The 14,323-nt window shown below is 74.4% G+C and carries 14 protein-coding genes; 6 read left to right on the plus strand and 8 right to left on the minus strand.

Annotated features, from left to right (window positions below; translation table 11 throughout):
- Positions 1-10: 10 nt before the first annotated feature.
- The 3 genes from ATL51_RS11680 to ATL51_RS11690 form a co-directional block, all read right to left on the minus strand.
- The gene (locus tag ATL51_RS11680) at positions 11-2,803 is read right to left on the minus strand and encodes a putative bifunctional diguanylate cyclase/phosphodiesterase (RefSeq protein ID WP_139283057.1); all 2,793 of its coding nucleotides are present in this window, start codon (positions 2,801-2,803) and stop codon (positions 11-13) included.
- Between the two features lie 304 nt (positions 2,804-3,107).
- Positions 3,108-4,289, minus strand: coding sequence for an NAD(P)-dependent malic enzyme (locus ATL51_RS11685; RefSeq protein ID WP_073578564.1), 1,182 nt, complete (start codon positions 4,287-4,289; stop codon positions 3,108-3,110).
- A 281-nt stretch (positions 4,290-4,570) separates the two neighbouring features.
- Positions 4,571-5,572, minus strand: a complete 1,002-nt coding sequence (locus ATL51_RS11690) for a serine protease (RefSeq protein WP_100878639.1) — start codon at positions 5,570-5,572, stop codon at positions 4,571-4,573.
- 161 nt (positions 5,573-5,733) lie between these two features.
- On the opposite strand from ATL51_RS11690, the gene ATL51_RS11695 reads away from it, so the two are divergent.
- Together ATL51_RS11695 and ATL51_RS11700 are read left to right on the plus strand one after the other, a co-directional pair.
- Positions 5,734-6,354, plus strand: coding sequence for a histidine phosphatase family protein (locus ATL51_RS11695; protein WP_073578566.1), 621 nt, complete (start codon positions 5,734-5,736; stop codon positions 6,352-6,354).
- 35 nt (positions 6,355-6,389) lie between these two features.
- Entirely contained in the window at positions 6,390-6,848 is a 459-nt protein-coding gene (locus tag ATL51_RS11700) for a GNAT family N-acetyltransferase (protein ID WP_062403706.1), read from the plus strand.
- Here ATL51_RS11700 and ATL51_RS11705 read toward each other — a convergent pair.
- Together ATL51_RS11705 and ATL51_RS11710 are read right to left on the minus strand one after the other, a co-directional pair.
- Positions 6,845-7,837: an IS481 family transposase gene (locus tag ATL51_RS11705; protein WP_100878640.1), complete on the minus strand. Its 993-nt coding sequence runs from the start codon at positions 7,835-7,837 to the stop codon at positions 6,845-6,847. The two genes, ATL51_RS11700 and ATL51_RS11705, sit on opposite strands and share 4 nt — an antisense overlap.
- Positions 7,838-7,967: 130 nt before the next feature.
- A complete protein-coding gene (locus tag ATL51_RS11710; protein ID WP_100878641.1) occupies positions 7,968-8,396 on the minus strand; it encodes a hypothetical protein in 429 nt (142 codons plus the stop codon).
- A gap of 83 nt (positions 8,397-8,479) precedes the next feature.
- Here ATL51_RS11710 and ATL51_RS11715 point away from each other — a divergent pair, with 83 nt between their 5' ends.
- Positions 8,480-9,430, plus strand: coding sequence for a diacylglycerol/lipid kinase family protein (locus ATL51_RS11715; RefSeq protein WP_020623034.1), 951 nt, complete (start codon positions 8,480-8,482; stop codon positions 9,428-9,430).
- A gap of 477 nt (positions 9,431-9,907) precedes the next feature.
- On the plus strand, positions 9,908-10,159 hold the full coding sequence (locus ATL51_RS11720) for a WhiB family transcriptional regulator (RefSeq protein WP_043277332.1): 252 nt from the start codon (positions 9,908-9,910) through the stop codon (positions 10,157-10,159).
- A 479-nt stretch (positions 10,160-10,638) separates the two neighbouring features.
- Here the strand turns inward: ATL51_RS11720 and ATL51_RS11725 are convergent, their stop codons facing one another.
- Positions 10,639-12,153 carry a sensor histidine kinase gene (locus ATL51_RS11725; protein WP_073576822.1) on the minus strand — a complete coding sequence of 505 codons (1,515 nt, stop codon included), beginning with the start codon at positions 12,151-12,153 and terminating at the stop codon, positions 10,639-10,641.
- A gap of 92 nt (positions 12,154-12,245) precedes the next feature.
- Here ATL51_RS11725 and ATL51_RS29880 point away from each other — a divergent pair, with 92 nt between their 5' ends.
- On the plus strand, positions 12,246-12,320 hold the full coding sequence (locus ATL51_RS29880) for a 50S ribosomal protein bL37 (protein WP_369804880.1): 75 nt from the start codon (positions 12,246-12,248) through the stop codon (positions 12,318-12,320).
- A gap of 83 nt (positions 12,321-12,403) precedes the next feature.
- Here ATL51_RS29880 and rsrA read toward each other — a convergent pair whose 3' ends face one another.
- On the minus strand, positions 12,404-12,748 hold the full coding sequence (rsrA, locus tag ATL51_RS11730) for a mycothiol system anti-sigma-R factor (RefSeq protein ID WP_062403708.1): 345 nt from the start codon (positions 12,746-12,748) through the stop codon (positions 12,404-12,406).
- Between the two features lie 41 nt (positions 12,749-12,789).
- Positions 12,790-13,434 carry a sigma-70 family RNA polymerase sigma factor gene (locus tag ATL51_RS11735; RefSeq protein WP_062403710.1) on the minus strand — a complete coding sequence of 215 codons (645 nt, stop codon included), beginning with the start codon at positions 13,432-13,434 and terminating at the stop codon, positions 12,790-12,792.
- Positions 13,435-13,749: 315 nt separating this feature from the next.
- Between ATL51_RS11735 and ybaK the strand changes: the two genes are divergently transcribed.
- The gene (gene ybaK, locus ATL51_RS11740; RefSeq protein ID WP_073576317.1) at positions 13,750-14,226 is read left to right on the plus strand and encodes a Cys-tRNA(Pro) deacylase; all 477 of its coding nucleotides are present in this window, start codon (positions 13,750-13,752) and stop codon (positions 14,224-14,226) included.
- Positions 14,227-14,323: the final 97 nt, after the last annotated feature.

The following is a 14,323-nucleotide window of genomic DNA, read 5'->3' on the forward strand; positions in this document are numbered from 1 at the left end:
CGCGACCGGCTCACCAGACGCCCGGGGTCCCGTCGGCCGGGGTCGCGCTCGTCGCCGGGGTGGGCAGGCCGCCGCCCCGCAGCACACGGTGCAGGTCGTCGGGGCGCAGCGAGCGGGCGAACAGCCAGCCCTGGAACGCGTCGACCCCGAGGCCGCGCAGGACGTGGAACTGCTCCGCGGTCTCGACGCCCTCGGCGACGGTCTTGCGGCCCATCGCGCGCGCGACCTCGACGACGGCGCGGGCGAGCGCGAAGTCGGCCGGGTCGGTGCCGACGCCGGTGACGAAGGCGCGGTCGACCTTGACCGTCTGCGCCGGGAGCTCCTTGAGCCGGGCCAGCGACGAGTAGCCGGTGCCGAAGTCGTCGACGGCGAAGCGGACGCCGCGGCGCACGAGCTCGCTCATCGCGTCCAGCGCGGGGCGCGGCAGCGCGACCAGGCTGGTCTCGACGAGCTCGAGCACCAGCTGGTTCCACGGCAGCCCGGCGCCCTCGACGATGGCGGTGACGTCGGCCAGGAACGACGGGTCGGCCGGCAGCAGCCCGGCCAGGTTCACCGCGACGCCGACGGCCTGCCCGGCACGGGGCCAGGTCGCGGCCTCGGTGGCCGCGGTGCGCAGCACCCACAGGTCCAGGTCGCGCTGCAGGCCGCCGCGCTGGGCGACGGGCAGGAACTCGCCGGGCGAGACCTCGCCGTGCACCGGGTGCGACCAGCGCAGCAGTGCCTCGGCGGACAGCACGGTGCCGTCCGGCGCGACGACCGGCTGGTACTCCAGGCGCAGCGCGTCGCCCTCGATCGCGGCGCGCAGCTCGGCCTCCAGCTCCAGCTGGCGGCGCGCCGGGGCGACGGCGCCCCGCTCGGCGACGGCGACCGTGCCGCGTCCGCGCTGCTTGGCCTCGCGCACCGCGACCTCGGCCGAGCGCAGCAGGTCGTCGCCGCGGGGGCCGCGGGCGTCGGCCTGCGGGCCGGCCACGGCGGCGTCCCGCCCGGCGACGCCGACCGAGGCGGTCAGCGTGATCGGCCTGCCGGCCACGGTGACGTCGCCGCGCAGCAACCCGGCGACGACGGCGGCGAGCGCCTGCGGTCCGCCGACCTCGTCGACGTCGGCGCAGACCACCGCGAACTCGTCGGCCGACAGCCGCCCGGCCGTGCAGTGGTACGGCAGCTCGCGCTGCAGCCGCCCGGCCAGCTCGACGAGCAGGGTGTCGCCGGCGTCGTGGCCGAGGCCGGTGTTGACGCGGGCGAAGTCGTCGACGTCGCCGCAGACCACGGCGACCCGGGCGGCGTCCGGCCCGGCCAGCAGCCGGTCGGCGAGCTCCAGCAGCCCGGCCCGGTTGGGCAGCCGGGTCAGCGGGTCGACGGTGTCGGCCTCGCGGAGCACGTCGGCGGCGCGGCGGCGCTCCCCCACGTCGGTGACGACGAGCAGCCAGAACGGGCGGCCGTCGTCGGAGGGCGCGGCGTTGACCACGACCTCGCAGTCGACCCGGGTCCCGTCGGCGCGCAGCAGCGGCAGCGACTCGATCCGGTAGGTCGGCTCGGGGTGCGACGGGTCACGCAGCCAGTCCGGCAGTCCGCCGCGCAGGTCGGACTGGGGCTCGGCGGACAGGCTGCGTGCCGGGACGCCGCGCAGGGTCTCCAGGTCGGCGTCGAGCAGCTGGCAGAGCGCCGGGTTGGCGTCGACGATCCGTCCGCGTCCGTCGAGCATCGCGACGCCGGTGGTGATGGTGGCGACGAGATCGGCGAACCGCTGCCCGGAGCGCTGCGCGCGGGACTCGGCCCGGCGCCGGTCGGACACGTCCTGCACGGTCCCGATCAGGCGCAGCGGGGCACCACCGGGGGTGCGGTCGATCCGGGTGCGGCACGACAGCACCGCGCCGCCCTGGGGGCGGATCTCGGAGCTGTGCGCGGTGGTGGGCTCCGGCGCTGCGTCCGGGCCGCGGCGCAGCATCCGGCAGACGCGCTCGACCTGCTCGCCCTCGATGGGCCCGTCGGGGCCGTCGGGGCGCACGCCGAGCGCGCGGTAGAGCTCGACGAGCCCCTCGCTGCGGGTCAGCGTCCCGGCCTGCAGGTCGAAGGTCCAGGTGCCGGAGCGGGTGGCGCGCTCGAGGTCGAGCGCGGGCGCCTCGTCCGACGGCGCGGGCGCGGCGTCGGGGAACGGGGTGAGCAGCACGACGGTGCGGTCACCCGGCTGGTTCCAGCGGACGACCTTGACCCGGGCCAGGCGGCGGTCGGCACGGACCAGACGGGCGTCGGAGTCCGGGCCGACGAGCAGCTGCGGGAGCCGCATGCCGGTCGGGTCGGCGGAGCCGGCGAGGCGGCGGAGTGCGGCGTTGGTGTGGACGACGACGCCCCCGGCGTCGCAGACCATCGCGGGCGAGGGCGGGAGCTGCACCGCGGAGTGGTCGGCACCGTCGGCACCCACGGCCCCGGTCCCGGGGGTCCCCGGGCCGGGGGCCGCCTCGGCGACCGACGGGGCCGGGCCGGCCGGGCGCGGCGCACCGGGGAGGCGGCGGGCGCTGCCGAACGGCGGCTCCCCGAAGCCCGCGCCGGAGATCTCGGCGTCCGGTGCGGCGGCGAGGTTCAGGGCCTCCGCCCGGTCGAGGAGCGGCTCGTCGTCGGGACCGGGCCGGGCGCGGCCCGCCGGGGTGCCGCCGGGACCGGCGAAGGCCCGGGCGAGGTCACCGGCGAGACCGGGGTCCCGGTCCCTGTCGCGGCGGGCACCCGGTGCCTGCTCCGCGCGTCCACCGGCCGGGTCCCCGACCGATGCACCCGGACGGTGTCCCGCCCGCGATTCCTGCTCCGACACGCCCGCCTCCGTTCCGTTCGGCAGCTCCGTGGGGAACAACGAGCCACCGTGCCGGGCGATCCGGGCGGGTAGACCGATCGAGCCACCCGACACAGCGAGTGACGGGACCGTTCGGCCCAACGTCGTTGCTCTGCCCGTCACTCACGGGTGGTGACAGGTAGTCGCCGGAGGGTGAAGGGTGTGACGTGCTCGGCGAGCGGTGGCAACCGATCCGACCGTGTGTGTCCGACCGCTCACAGCGCGCCGTGCCGTTCGGCGCAGACCCCGATTGCACACGTTTCGTAACCGGGGTTATGGACGGTCGTCAGTCTGCGGTCACGCCGGCGTCGCCCGCGGCGCGGGCCACCGCCGCGGCGACGGCCGGTGCCACCCGCGGGTCGAACGGGCCGGGCACGATCTTCTGCGGGGACAGCTCGTCGGCGACGACGTCGGCGATGGCGCGGGCCGCCGCGACCTTCATGTCGTCGGTGATGCGGCGGGCGTGCGCGTCCAGTGCGCCGCGGAAGATCCCCGGGAAGGCCAGCACGTTGTTGATCTGGTTCGGGAAGTCGCTGCGACCGGTCGCGACGATCGCGGCGTGCCGGGCCGCGACGTCCGGGTGCACCTCGGGGTCGGGGTTGGACAGCGCGAAGACCATGCACTCCGGGGCCATCGTGGCCAGCAGGTCCTCGGGCAGCGTGGCGCTGGAGAGCCCGACGAACACGTCCGCACCGGCCAGGGCCTCGGCGATCCCGCCGGTGACCCCGCGCGGGTTGGTGACGGCGGCCAGCGCCGCCTTCTCCCCACCGCGGCCGGCGTCGACGACCCCGCGCGAGTCGAGCAGTACGACGTCCGAGGCACCCGCGGTCAGCAGGATGCGTGCGCAGGCGATACCCGCCGCGCCGGCCCCGGAGATCACGATGCGCAGGTCCGACAGCGAGCGGCCCTGCACCCGGCAGGCGCCGTCGAGGGCGGCGAGCAGCACGACGGCGGTGCCGTGCTGGTCGTCGTGCATGACCGGGCAGTCGAGCGCCTCGACCAGGCGGCGCTCCAGCTCGAAGCAGCGCGGCGCGGCGACGTCCTCGAGGTTGACCGCGCCGAAGGTCGGGCGCAGCCGGACCAGGGTCTCCACGATCTCGTCGACGTCGGTGGTGTCGAGGACCAGCGGGATCGAGTCGAGCCCGGCGAAGGACTTGAACAGCGCCGACTTGCCCTCCATCACCGGCAGCGACGCGCGCGGCCCGATGTCGCCGAGGCCGAGCACCGCGGTGCCGTCGCTGACGACGGCGACCAGCCGGTGCGCCCAGGTGTAACGGGCGGCGAGCGAGGCGTCGTCGGCGATGGCGCGGCAGACGTCGGCGACACCGGGGGTGTAGGCGATCGACAGGTCGCGCTCGTCGGCCAGCGGCGCGGTCAGGCCGGTCGCGAGCTTGCCGCCCTCGTGCGCGCCGAACACCTCGTGCCGGTCGGGGGCGGAACGGGTGGTCGGGTCCTGGGCGAGCGTCATGGGAAGACTCCACGGGTGGTGCGGTACGAGAGCGGCGCACGGACGCGCCTGCCGTTGCACCGGGCGTCGCGGGTTGACGTCGACCTGCTCGCGGTGCCGGACGGCCATCCCGCGCGCAGCGCCGGGATAGGGGCGCCGAGCCGGGACGAGCTGTCGGATCTGGCGGCGAGTCTAACCGGGTGGACACCGGGGACCGGTCACCCGGCGCGTGCGGAGTGGCCACCCGCACAGGACGGGCGTACGGATCACCGCACGCCCGTCCCGGGAGCCGCGTCAGCGGGTCAGCGCAGCGGCGCCGGGGTGAGGTCGGGCAGTGGGAGCGCGGGCAGCGACGGGCCGCTGGGCAGCTCGGTCAGCGGCAGCACACCCGGCGTGAACGGGACCCGGCCGGGGACGACCTCCAGGGCGCCGACCTCGCCGTAGCGCTGGGCGTAGGCCAGTGCCCGGGCGATGTCGGTGACCCCGTTGGTGTTGGTCGGCAGCATCAGGCTCGACAGCAGCCCGAACGCCCGGCCGCGCGCGTCGAGGTAGCCCGAGCCCGAGTCGCCCGGCACCCCCGGCGGCGTGGTGGAGACGACGTGCGTGCGCGGTCCCTCCGGCTGCCCGAGGCTCAGGCCCTGCTTGTACGGCGTCGCCACGAGCTGGTTGGGCTGGAAGCTGTAGACCTTCTCCCCCTGCTCGGTGCCGTCCGTGTCGAGCCCGGTCGGGCCGCCGAAGCCGGGGACCGTCGGGTCGGCGACGGCGACGGCAGCCGGGCTCAGCCGGATCAGCGACAGGTCGTTGTAGAGGCACAGCTGCGGGTCGGTCTCGCCGCGGTCCTGCATGACCGCCCAGGAGTTGTAGGCGACCCGTCCGGTGTAGTTCTTCCCGTCGCGGCCGCGGATGCCGACCTCGATGCCCTCCGGCATGACCGGCTCACTGCAGCCGTCGACCGAGGACATCGCGTCCTCGCCCGCCATGCAGTGCGCGGCCGCGCCCAGGTAGAGCACCCCGGCCGGGGCGGCCTGGTGCTCGGCCCCGCGGCCGCCGGGCTCGTCGCGGTTCCCGTCCTGCCCGGCGGCCGGGGTGTAGAGGAAGTTGGCGGTGCACAGCTCGGCGCCGCCGGTGACCGGGGTGGCGATCTGCACGCCCGGGCCGATCGCCCCGGCCTGCACCGCCGGGGCGGCCGTCGCGATGCCCGCGGCGACGGGCGCGGTGAGCGCGGCGGTGATCGCGAGGCCGGCCGCGGCGGCGATCCCGGCGATGCGCCGCCGCGCGGGGCGGCGGGAGAACTGCGGCGACATGACGCTCCTCGGCTCGTGGTCCGCCACGGATCCCATCCGATCCGGCCACGCTGCGGGTACGGCGCGCCCGGCGGACTGCCCGGTCGGGTCCGGATCCGACCCGACCGGGTGACCTGATCACCACGAGCGTCCCGCAGCGTCCGCGACTAGCGTCGCCGCCCGTGAGCACCGACGCCGATCCGGACGGACGGATCCTCCTGCTGCGCCACGGCGAGACCGAGTGGTCGCGCACCGGGAAGCACACCGGCCGCACCGACGTCCCGCTGACCGACGAGGGCCGGGCCGCGGCCCGCCGGGTGCGCGACGCACTGGCCCTGGTCCGCCACGACGCCCCGCCCGCCCGGGTGCTCTGTTCCCCGCGCACGCGCGCGAGGGACACCGCCGAGCTGGCCGGGCTGCGCGTGGACGCGGTCGACGACCGGCTCGTCGAATGGGACTACGGCGACAACGAGGGCTGGACCACGCCGCAGATCCGCGAGTCCCAGCCGGGCTGGACGATCTGGGACGGGCCGTGGCCCGGCGGCGAGACCCCCGGCGACGTCGCCGCGCGCGCCGACGCCGTGCTCGCCGACGCGCGCGCCCTGCTCGGCGGCGGCGACGTCGTGCTCGTGGGACACGGCCACTTCTCCCGGGTGCTGACGGCGCGCTGGATCGGGCTGCCCGCGAGTGGCGGTGTGCACTTCCGCATGGACCCGGCCGGGGTCAGCGTGCTGGGGTTCGAGCGCGGGGTCCCCCGCCTCGACCACGTCAACCAGCGCCCTACCCCCGCGGAGGACCAGTGAGCGTCCGTACGGCCACCCCCGACGACGTGCCGGTCATGGTCCGGCTCGTGCACGAGCTGGCCGACTACGAGAAGGCCGCGCACGAGTGCGGGCTGACCGAGGACCAGCTGCACGCCGCACTGTTCGGCCCGGACCCCTCGGCCGGGGCCTTCGTGGCCACCGGCGACGACGGCGCGGTCGTCGGCACGGCCATCTGGTTCCGGACCTTCTCCACCTGGGAGGGCGTCGCCGGGATCCACCTGGAGGACCTCTACGTCACCCCCGGCGCCCGCGGCGGCGGGCACGGCGCGGCCCTGCTCGCGGAGCTGGCCGCCGAGGTGACCCGGCGCGGCTGGAAGCGCCTGGAGTGGAACGTGCTGGACTGGAACACCCCGGCCATCGGCTTCTACCGCTCCGTCGGCGCGGTGCCGAACGAGGGGTGGACCACCTACCGGCTCACCGGCGACCCGCTCGTCGCGCTGGCCGGGCGGAACGGCGGGGCGGCGGCCCGCTAGTTGTACTGCCCGGACAGGTTGGTCAACCTGCTGATCGGTGGGAGACCACCGATGGCGGTGTGGGGCCTGTGGTGGTTGTACTCGTGCAGCCACCCGGGTAGCGCCTTTCGGCGTTGCGACTCGCCGGTGTAGAGCCGGGCGAAGGCCCAGCCGTCGGCGAGAGTGCGGTGGAACCGTTCGATCTTTCCGTTGGTCTGTGGGCGGTAGGGACGGGTGCGTTTCGGGGTGATCCGCAGCGCGTGGCAGGTGTCGCGCCAGGCGTGGGAGCGGTAGGCCGAGCCGTTGTCGGACAGGACTCGGCGGGTGGTGACCCCGCGGGCGGAGAACCAGGCCACCGCGCGGCGCAGCACAGCGATCGCGGTGGCGGCGGTTTCGCCGTCGTGGATCTCGGCGTAGGCCAGGCGGGAGTGGTCGTCGAGCACGGTGTGCACGAACGCCGTGCCCATCTTCGCCTGGTGGTAGGCGTTGCGAAGTTTCCCAGGGGTCGCGGCCCGGTTGCGGTCTCCCTGGGCGCGCCCGACATAGCGCCAGCCGCCGCCGTCGGGGATGTTGCCCAGCTTCTTCACATCCACGTGCAGCAGATCCCCGGGGGCGGGGTGTTCGTAGCGACGCACTGGTTCTCCGGTGGCGCGGTCGACATGGGCGAGGCGGTTGATCCGACACCGCACCAGCACCCGGTGCACGGTCGAGGCAGCGACACCGACCCGGTCGGCGATCTGGACCGGGCCCAGGCGCTTCTTCCAGCGCAGGTGCACGATCCGGCGCACCACCGGTGCCGGCGTCGCCCGCGGCGAGTGGTGCGGCCGGCTGGAGCGATCGGCCATGCCGGCCGGGCCGTCGGTGCGGTAGCGGTCGGCCCAGCGTTTCGCGGTCGGCCAGGCCACCTGGAACCGGGCAGCGGCCTGAGCGATCGGCACGTCGCCCTCGACGATCAGACGCGCCAGGCGCAGTCGGCCGCGTTCGGACAGTGGAGCGTTAGCGTGGACCACGAGGACCTCCTGTGGTTGTGGGTGCGGGTGCCTTCGACAGCTCCACACCCTCCGCAGGAGGTCCTCACCCTTCAAGATCAGCTAGATCGTGTCGTCACACGAGTTCGACCAACGTCTCCGGTCAGTACAACTAGTCCTCGGGGTACTCGTCGCCCATCGACCAGCGCCGGGACTGCTCGCTGATCAGCATCAGGAACGTGAACAGCACGAACAGTCCGCAGACGATGCCCCACACCAGCTGACGGCTGGGGCCCAGCGCGTAGTAGATGGCCGGGAACAGCAGCAGCTGCACGACGATCGCCGGGGTGCGGCAGCCGTGCACCCCGCGGACCAACCCGTAGCCGACACCGGCCACGGCGGCCGCCAGGAGCACGAAGATCCCGGCCTCGGCGAGCCCGTAGTAGAGGCGGGCGCCACCGGCCTCCAGCGCGCGTACGCCCAGCACGACCGCGAGGACGGCGCCGACGAGCCCCTCGGCCGCGACGAGCACCCCCGCCACCCGCACGTTCTCCGGCGGTCGCTCCCGCGTCACGGGGCGGTCGTCGCGGTCATCGGCCACCCACCGAGGATAGGCCGCCCGCCGCGGCGGCCACCGCCGGGCGGCCGACGGACCGGCCGGTGCGCGGTCGATACAGTCGCCCCGTGCGCGCGCTGCTCGTGGTCAACCCTCAGGCCACGTCCACCACCGCCGCCGGCCGGGACGTGCTGACCAAGGCCCTGGCCAGCGAGCTGAAGCTCGACGTCCTGCAGACCCGCTACCGGGGCCACGCGGCGGAGGCGACCGCGGCGGCCGTGGCGGACGGCGTCGAGCTCGTCGTCGCGCTCGGGGGCGACGGGACGGTCAACGAGGTCGTCAACGGGCTGCTGGCCGCGCAGACCGGCTCGGGCAGCGGTGCCCCGCGGCCGGACCCGGACGCCACCGCGATGCTCGCGGTGGTGCCCGGCGGCTCGGCGAACGTGTTCGCCCGCGCCCTCGACATGCCGCGCGACCCGGTCGAGGCGACCGGGCACGTGCTCACCGCGCTGGCCCAGCGGCGGCGACGGCTGGTCGGTCTCGGCTGGGCCGACGACCGCTGGTTCACCTTCAACGCCGGCATGGGCTGGGACGCCGAGGTGGTGGCCGCGGTCGAGCGCGCCCGCGCGCAGGGACACGAGGCCAGCCCCGGCCGCTACGCGCTGACCGCGATCGCCCAGTACCTCGCGCAGCTGCGCCGTCCCCCGTCGATGACGGTGGAGCTCCCCGACGCGGCACCGCTGACCGGGGTGCGGCTGGCGTTCGTCTCCAACACCGACCCGTGGACCTTCCTGTCCGGCCGCGCGGTGCGGACCAACCCCCGCTCGTCGTTCGGCAGCGGGCTGGGGCTGTTCGCGCTCACCGGGCTGAGCCCGCGGACGATCGCCTCGACCCTGCGCCAGATCCTGGCCGCCGACGGCGACCCGCACGGGCGGCACATCGTCCGGCACGACGCCGTCGGCCGGGTGCGGATCACGTCGGAACAGCCTCTCGCTCTCCAGCTCGACGGCGACCACCTCGGAATGCGCACCGACGTGGAATTCCTCAGCGTGCCCGGAGCGTTACGCGTCGTCGTGTGAGACGGACGGTTCGTCGCGCATCGTGCGGGCGCTCTCACACGCCGGAGTGAGCAACCGCGCCATTCACCGATGTGAGCGGACCGTCGGTCCCGTTGGGGCTTACACCAGGCCAAACCCGTGATCCAAGGTGGTCCCTACGCAAGCGAGGCCACGAGCAACGCCGCTCGTGGAGGTTCCGTCCCACCGGGCCGGACCCCTCACTCAGAGGGTGTCCGGGTCGACATCGTTTTCGGGTGGCCGATTCCGGGTGGGACAGGGACACTGGATCGTGGAACCGGCCCAGGGCGGCTCGAAGTCCCGGGCACTGGTCTGTCTGCGTGCGTTCCCTATGAGGGCGCTCACGCATCCCGCGAGCAGTTTCCCATTGAGGACCGCGGTGGCTCGTGAAAGTATTCACAAGCTGCGAAACACGCACGTAACACCAAGCGCACAGACGATCGGCGCGACCCCGATCGCGCACCAGAGGAGAAAGTGATCATGGACTGGCGTCACGACGCGATCTGCCGCGACGAGGACCCGGAGCTGTTCTTCCCGGTCGGCACCAGCGGCCCTGCCCTGATGCAGATCGCGGAGGCCAAGAGCGTGTGCCGGCGTTGCCCGGTCACCGAGTCGTGCCTGCAGTGGGCTCTCGAGTCCGGCCAGGACGCCGGTGTCTGGGGCGGCATGAGCGAGGACGAGCGGCGCGCCCTGAAGCGGCGCAGCACCCGTCCGCGCGCTCGCACCGCGTAGGCAGCCCCGCCCGGGTACTCGCCCGGAATGCGGCAGGAACAGCTGTCCCGGACAGCAGCTCCGAACAGTAGAAGAAGTAGCTCCCCGACCTCGGGCCCGTAGCCGGACGCCACCGGCCACGGGCCCGAGGTGCGTTCGGGGTGATCTGCCACCCCGGTGTGAGGGTCGACCACGGTGCCGGCGCGACCACGGCACCGGGATCAACGGTCACGGCACGAGCGTATCCGGTGCCCTCCGGGCCCCCGTCCACGCCCCGGGTCACCGGGAGTGACCGGGATCGGTCACCCGCCGCACCGCAACGACCGCCCGGGGACGACGAGCATGTCCCCGGTTGCCTCTGGCCGCCGTCGTCCGCGCCGTCCCTGGGCCCTCTCCGAGCCGTCCTGCGCGGCTCCGCCGGCCTGCTCCCAGGGGAACTTTCGGGGCGCTCTACGCCACGAGAGTTCCCCTGGGGGCACGCCCGAAGGGCGGTGGGGCGGTCAGGAGCCGCCGAGTGGTACCCGGACCACCGCCACCGTGCCGCCGCCCTCCCGGGCCCGCACCTCGATCGTCGCCTCCAGTTCGGAGGTCAGCAGGGTCCGCACGATCTGCAGACCCAGCCCCTTGGACCTCTCGAAGTCGAAGTCGACCGGCATGCCGTGGCCGTCGTCGGCCACCGACACCTCCAGGCGGCTCGCCGAGCGCACCGGGCTGACGACCACCTCCCCCGCCGTGCCGGGGTCGTAGGCGTGCGCCAGCGCGTTGTGGGTCAGCTCGGCCAGGACCAGCACCAGCGGGGTGGCCTTCGCCGCGGGCAGCGCCCCGAACCCGGAATCGACGCGCACCCGGGCGCGGGACTCGGTCGTCGCGCCGTCGCGGATGGCGGGCAGCACCTTCGGCAGCAGCTCGTCGAGCTCGACGACCTCGGCGACGGAGTAGGCCAGCGCCTCGTGCACCAGCGCGATCGAGGTGACCCGGCGGACCGACTCCTCCAGCGCCCGGCCCGCCTCCGGGTTCTCGCTGCGCCGAGCCTGCATCCGCAGCAGCGCCGCGACCGTCTGCAGGTTGTTCTTCACCCGGTGGTGGATCTCCCGGATGGTGGCGTCCTTGCTCATCAGCGCCGCGTCCCGGCGACGCAGGTCGGTCACGTCGCGGACGAGCACCAGCGCGCCCGCCGCGTCACCGCGGGGCCGCAGCGGCAGCGCGCGCACGAGCATCGTCGCCCGGCGGCCCTTGACCTCCATCCGGGTGGACGGGGCGCCGTCGAGGGCCTCGTTGATCCGGCCGGCGACGTCCTTCGCGTCGAACGGGTCCAGCACGAGCGCCTTGGTGACGGTCGCGAGGTCGGCGCCGGCGACGTCGCTGGCGTGGCCCATGCGGTGGTACGCCGACAGCGCGTTCGGGCTGGCGTAGGCCACGTTGCCGTGCACGTCGAGGCGGACCAGGCCGTCCCCGGCGCGCGGGCTGCCCTCGGCCGAGCCGGGCGGACCGGACTGCGGCGGGAACGTCCCGTCGACGATCATCTGGCACAGGTCCGATGCGCTGCCGAGGTAGGCGATCTCCAGCGGGCTCGGGACGCGCGGGGTGGACAGGTTGGTGTCCCGGGACAGCACCGCCACCGTGCGGCCCTTGAAGCGCACCGGGATGGTCTCCCGGCGCACCGGCACCTCCAGGTGCCAGCGCGGGTCGTCGTCGCGGCAGATCCGGCCCTCCAGCACCGCCCGGCGCAGCTGGCCGACCTCCACCGGCACCGCCCGGCGGCCGACGACGTCGTCCGGGTGGGCGGTCGGTGCGGTGGTCGGCCGGGCCTGGGCGACGCACAGGAACTGCGCGGTCGCCGCCCGGGAGGCACCGCCCGTCCCCGCGTGGAGGTCGTCCAGCGGCACCCACAGCAGGAAGTCGGCGAAGGACATGTCGGCCAACAACTGCCACTCACCGACCACGCGCTGGAGGTGATCGGCGGTCTCGCCGTCCATCGTCGTGTGCTCGGCGAGCAGCTCGCTCAGCGTGGTCACGATCGCCCATCCCACCACATGCGAGAATCGCGCGTACGAAGCTCCCGCGGCAACGCCGCGGAACCGTGACCCGGACGGGAAGGAGGGTCGAGATGTCCAAGCGTGCACGCAAGCGCCGTGACCGCGCCAAGAAGGGCGCCAACCACGGCAAGAAGCCGAACTGCTGAGTTCGGCGACACCGACGCGAGAGGGCGGGCACCCCGGTGGGGTGCCCGCCCTCTCGCGTGTGCCGCCGGAGCGGCGGTGCCGGTCAGCCGCCGGAGCGGCGGTACTCGGTGCGCTGGTGCGACACCGAGACGCTCGTGCCGTCCGGGCCGCTCTCCACGGTCACCTGGGCCTGCTCGAGCACCGCGGAGCGGATCTGCGACCGCAGCCGGTCCTTGAGCCCGGCCGGGGCCGCCTCGCCGCCGCACTTGCGGGCCAGCAGCGCCTTCAGCTTCTCGTCGATGCCGTACTCGGCAAGGCAGGGCGCGCACTCGTCGAGGTGCTGCTGGAGCAGGCGTCGTCGCTCCTGGTCGCACTCGTGGTCGAGGAACAGCCACACCTCGGCCAGCACCTCGGTGCACCCGGTGTTCGCGGGCGGGTCCTGGATCATGGGGTTGCGCTCGAGCGGTGCGCCCGAGCCCTCGGCGGCGCTCACGATGCCGTCACCTCCCGGTCCCCGGTCGCGCCGGCGGCCCCGTCGCGGACGAATCCGCGCTCGCGGGCCACGTCGGTCAGCATGTCGCGCAGCTGACGCCGGCCGCGGTGCAGCCGCGACATGACGGTGCCGATCGGCGTGCCCATGATCTCGGCGATCTCCTTGTAGGCGAACCCCTCGACGTCGGCGAGGTAGACCGCCATGCGGAAGTCCTCCGGCAGGCCCTGCAGGGCCTCCTTGACGTCGCTGTCGGGCAGCGCGTCGAGGGCCTCCACCTCGGCCGAGCGCAGACCGGTCGAGCTGTGCTCACCGGCCTGGGCCAGCTGGTAGTCGGTGATCTCGTCGGTCGGCGACTGCAGGGGCTGACGCTGCCGCTTGCGGTACCCGTTGATGTAGGTGTTGGTCAGGATCCGGTACAGCCACGCCTTGAGGTTGGTGCCTCGCCGGAACGACCCGAACGCCGAGTACGCCTTGAGGAAGGTCTCCTGCACCAGGTCCTCGGCGTCGGCCGGGTTCCGGGTCATGCGCAGCGCGGCGCCGTAGAGCTGGTCGAGCAGCGGCATCGCGTCGCGCTCGAAGCGGGCCGTGCGGTCGGAGACGCTCTCGTCCTCGGGCGCACGGTTGCCGTCGGCGTCGGCCACGCCGACCAGGGCGGCGAGCTCCGCGGGATCGGTCCCTGCCGCGCCCGTCTCCGGCTGACCCGGCTGATCCGGCTGTACTGACAAAGGTTCCCTCTCCAGTGACACGAGTCGCGCACCGGTGCGGGTCACCGGCACGGCGGACGCGTCGGAGGGTACGCGCCCCGGCCGCTCACGGCCGTCCGGCGGCGCGGCCCCGGGCCTCTCCATCACTGATGTCGTCACGTACGGAACAACGGTGCGCCGCCGGAGGGCATTCCCGTAGGTTCCCGTCGGCGCCCGGGGCACGGCCCCGGGGACGGGTATGGGAGGACGACCATGGCGGGCAGGGGCACCCCGGCGACGGCGCTGCTGGCGAGGCGCGGCGTGGCGCACGAGCTGCACACCTACACCCACCACGACGGTGCCGGCTACGGCGAGGAGGCCGCCGCCGTCCTGGGGCAGGACCCGCGCCGGGTGTTCAAGACCCTCGTCGCGCTCGTCGACGGGGCCATGACGGTCGGGATCGTGCCGGTGTCGGCCCAGCTGGACCTCAAAGCGCTGGCCGCCGCCGCGGGCGGCAAGAAGGCCGTCATGGCCGACGTCGCCGACGCCGAGCGGGCCACCGGCTACGTCGCGGGCGGCATCTCCCCGCTGGGCCAGCGCAAGCGGCTGCCGACCGTCCTGGACGCCTCGGCGCAGGAGCACCCGACGGTGTTCTGCTCCGGGGGCAGACGTGGCCTGGAGATCGAGCTCGCCCCGGCGGACCTGGTGGCGCTCACCGGCGCCGTCGTCGCACCGATCGCAACCGGCTGACCGCAGAGAGTCACCCGGACGGGTCCGATCCGGGCTCCGCGCCAGTAGGGTCGATCACCGACGGCAGCAGGACGCCGTCGCCTTCGATCGAGACGAG

Origin of the sequence: Pseudonocardia alni (genome assembly GCF_002813375.1) — a bacterium.
Lineage (GTDB): Bacteria > Actinomycetota > Actinomycetes > Mycobacteriales > Pseudonocardiaceae > Pseudonocardia > Pseudonocardia alni.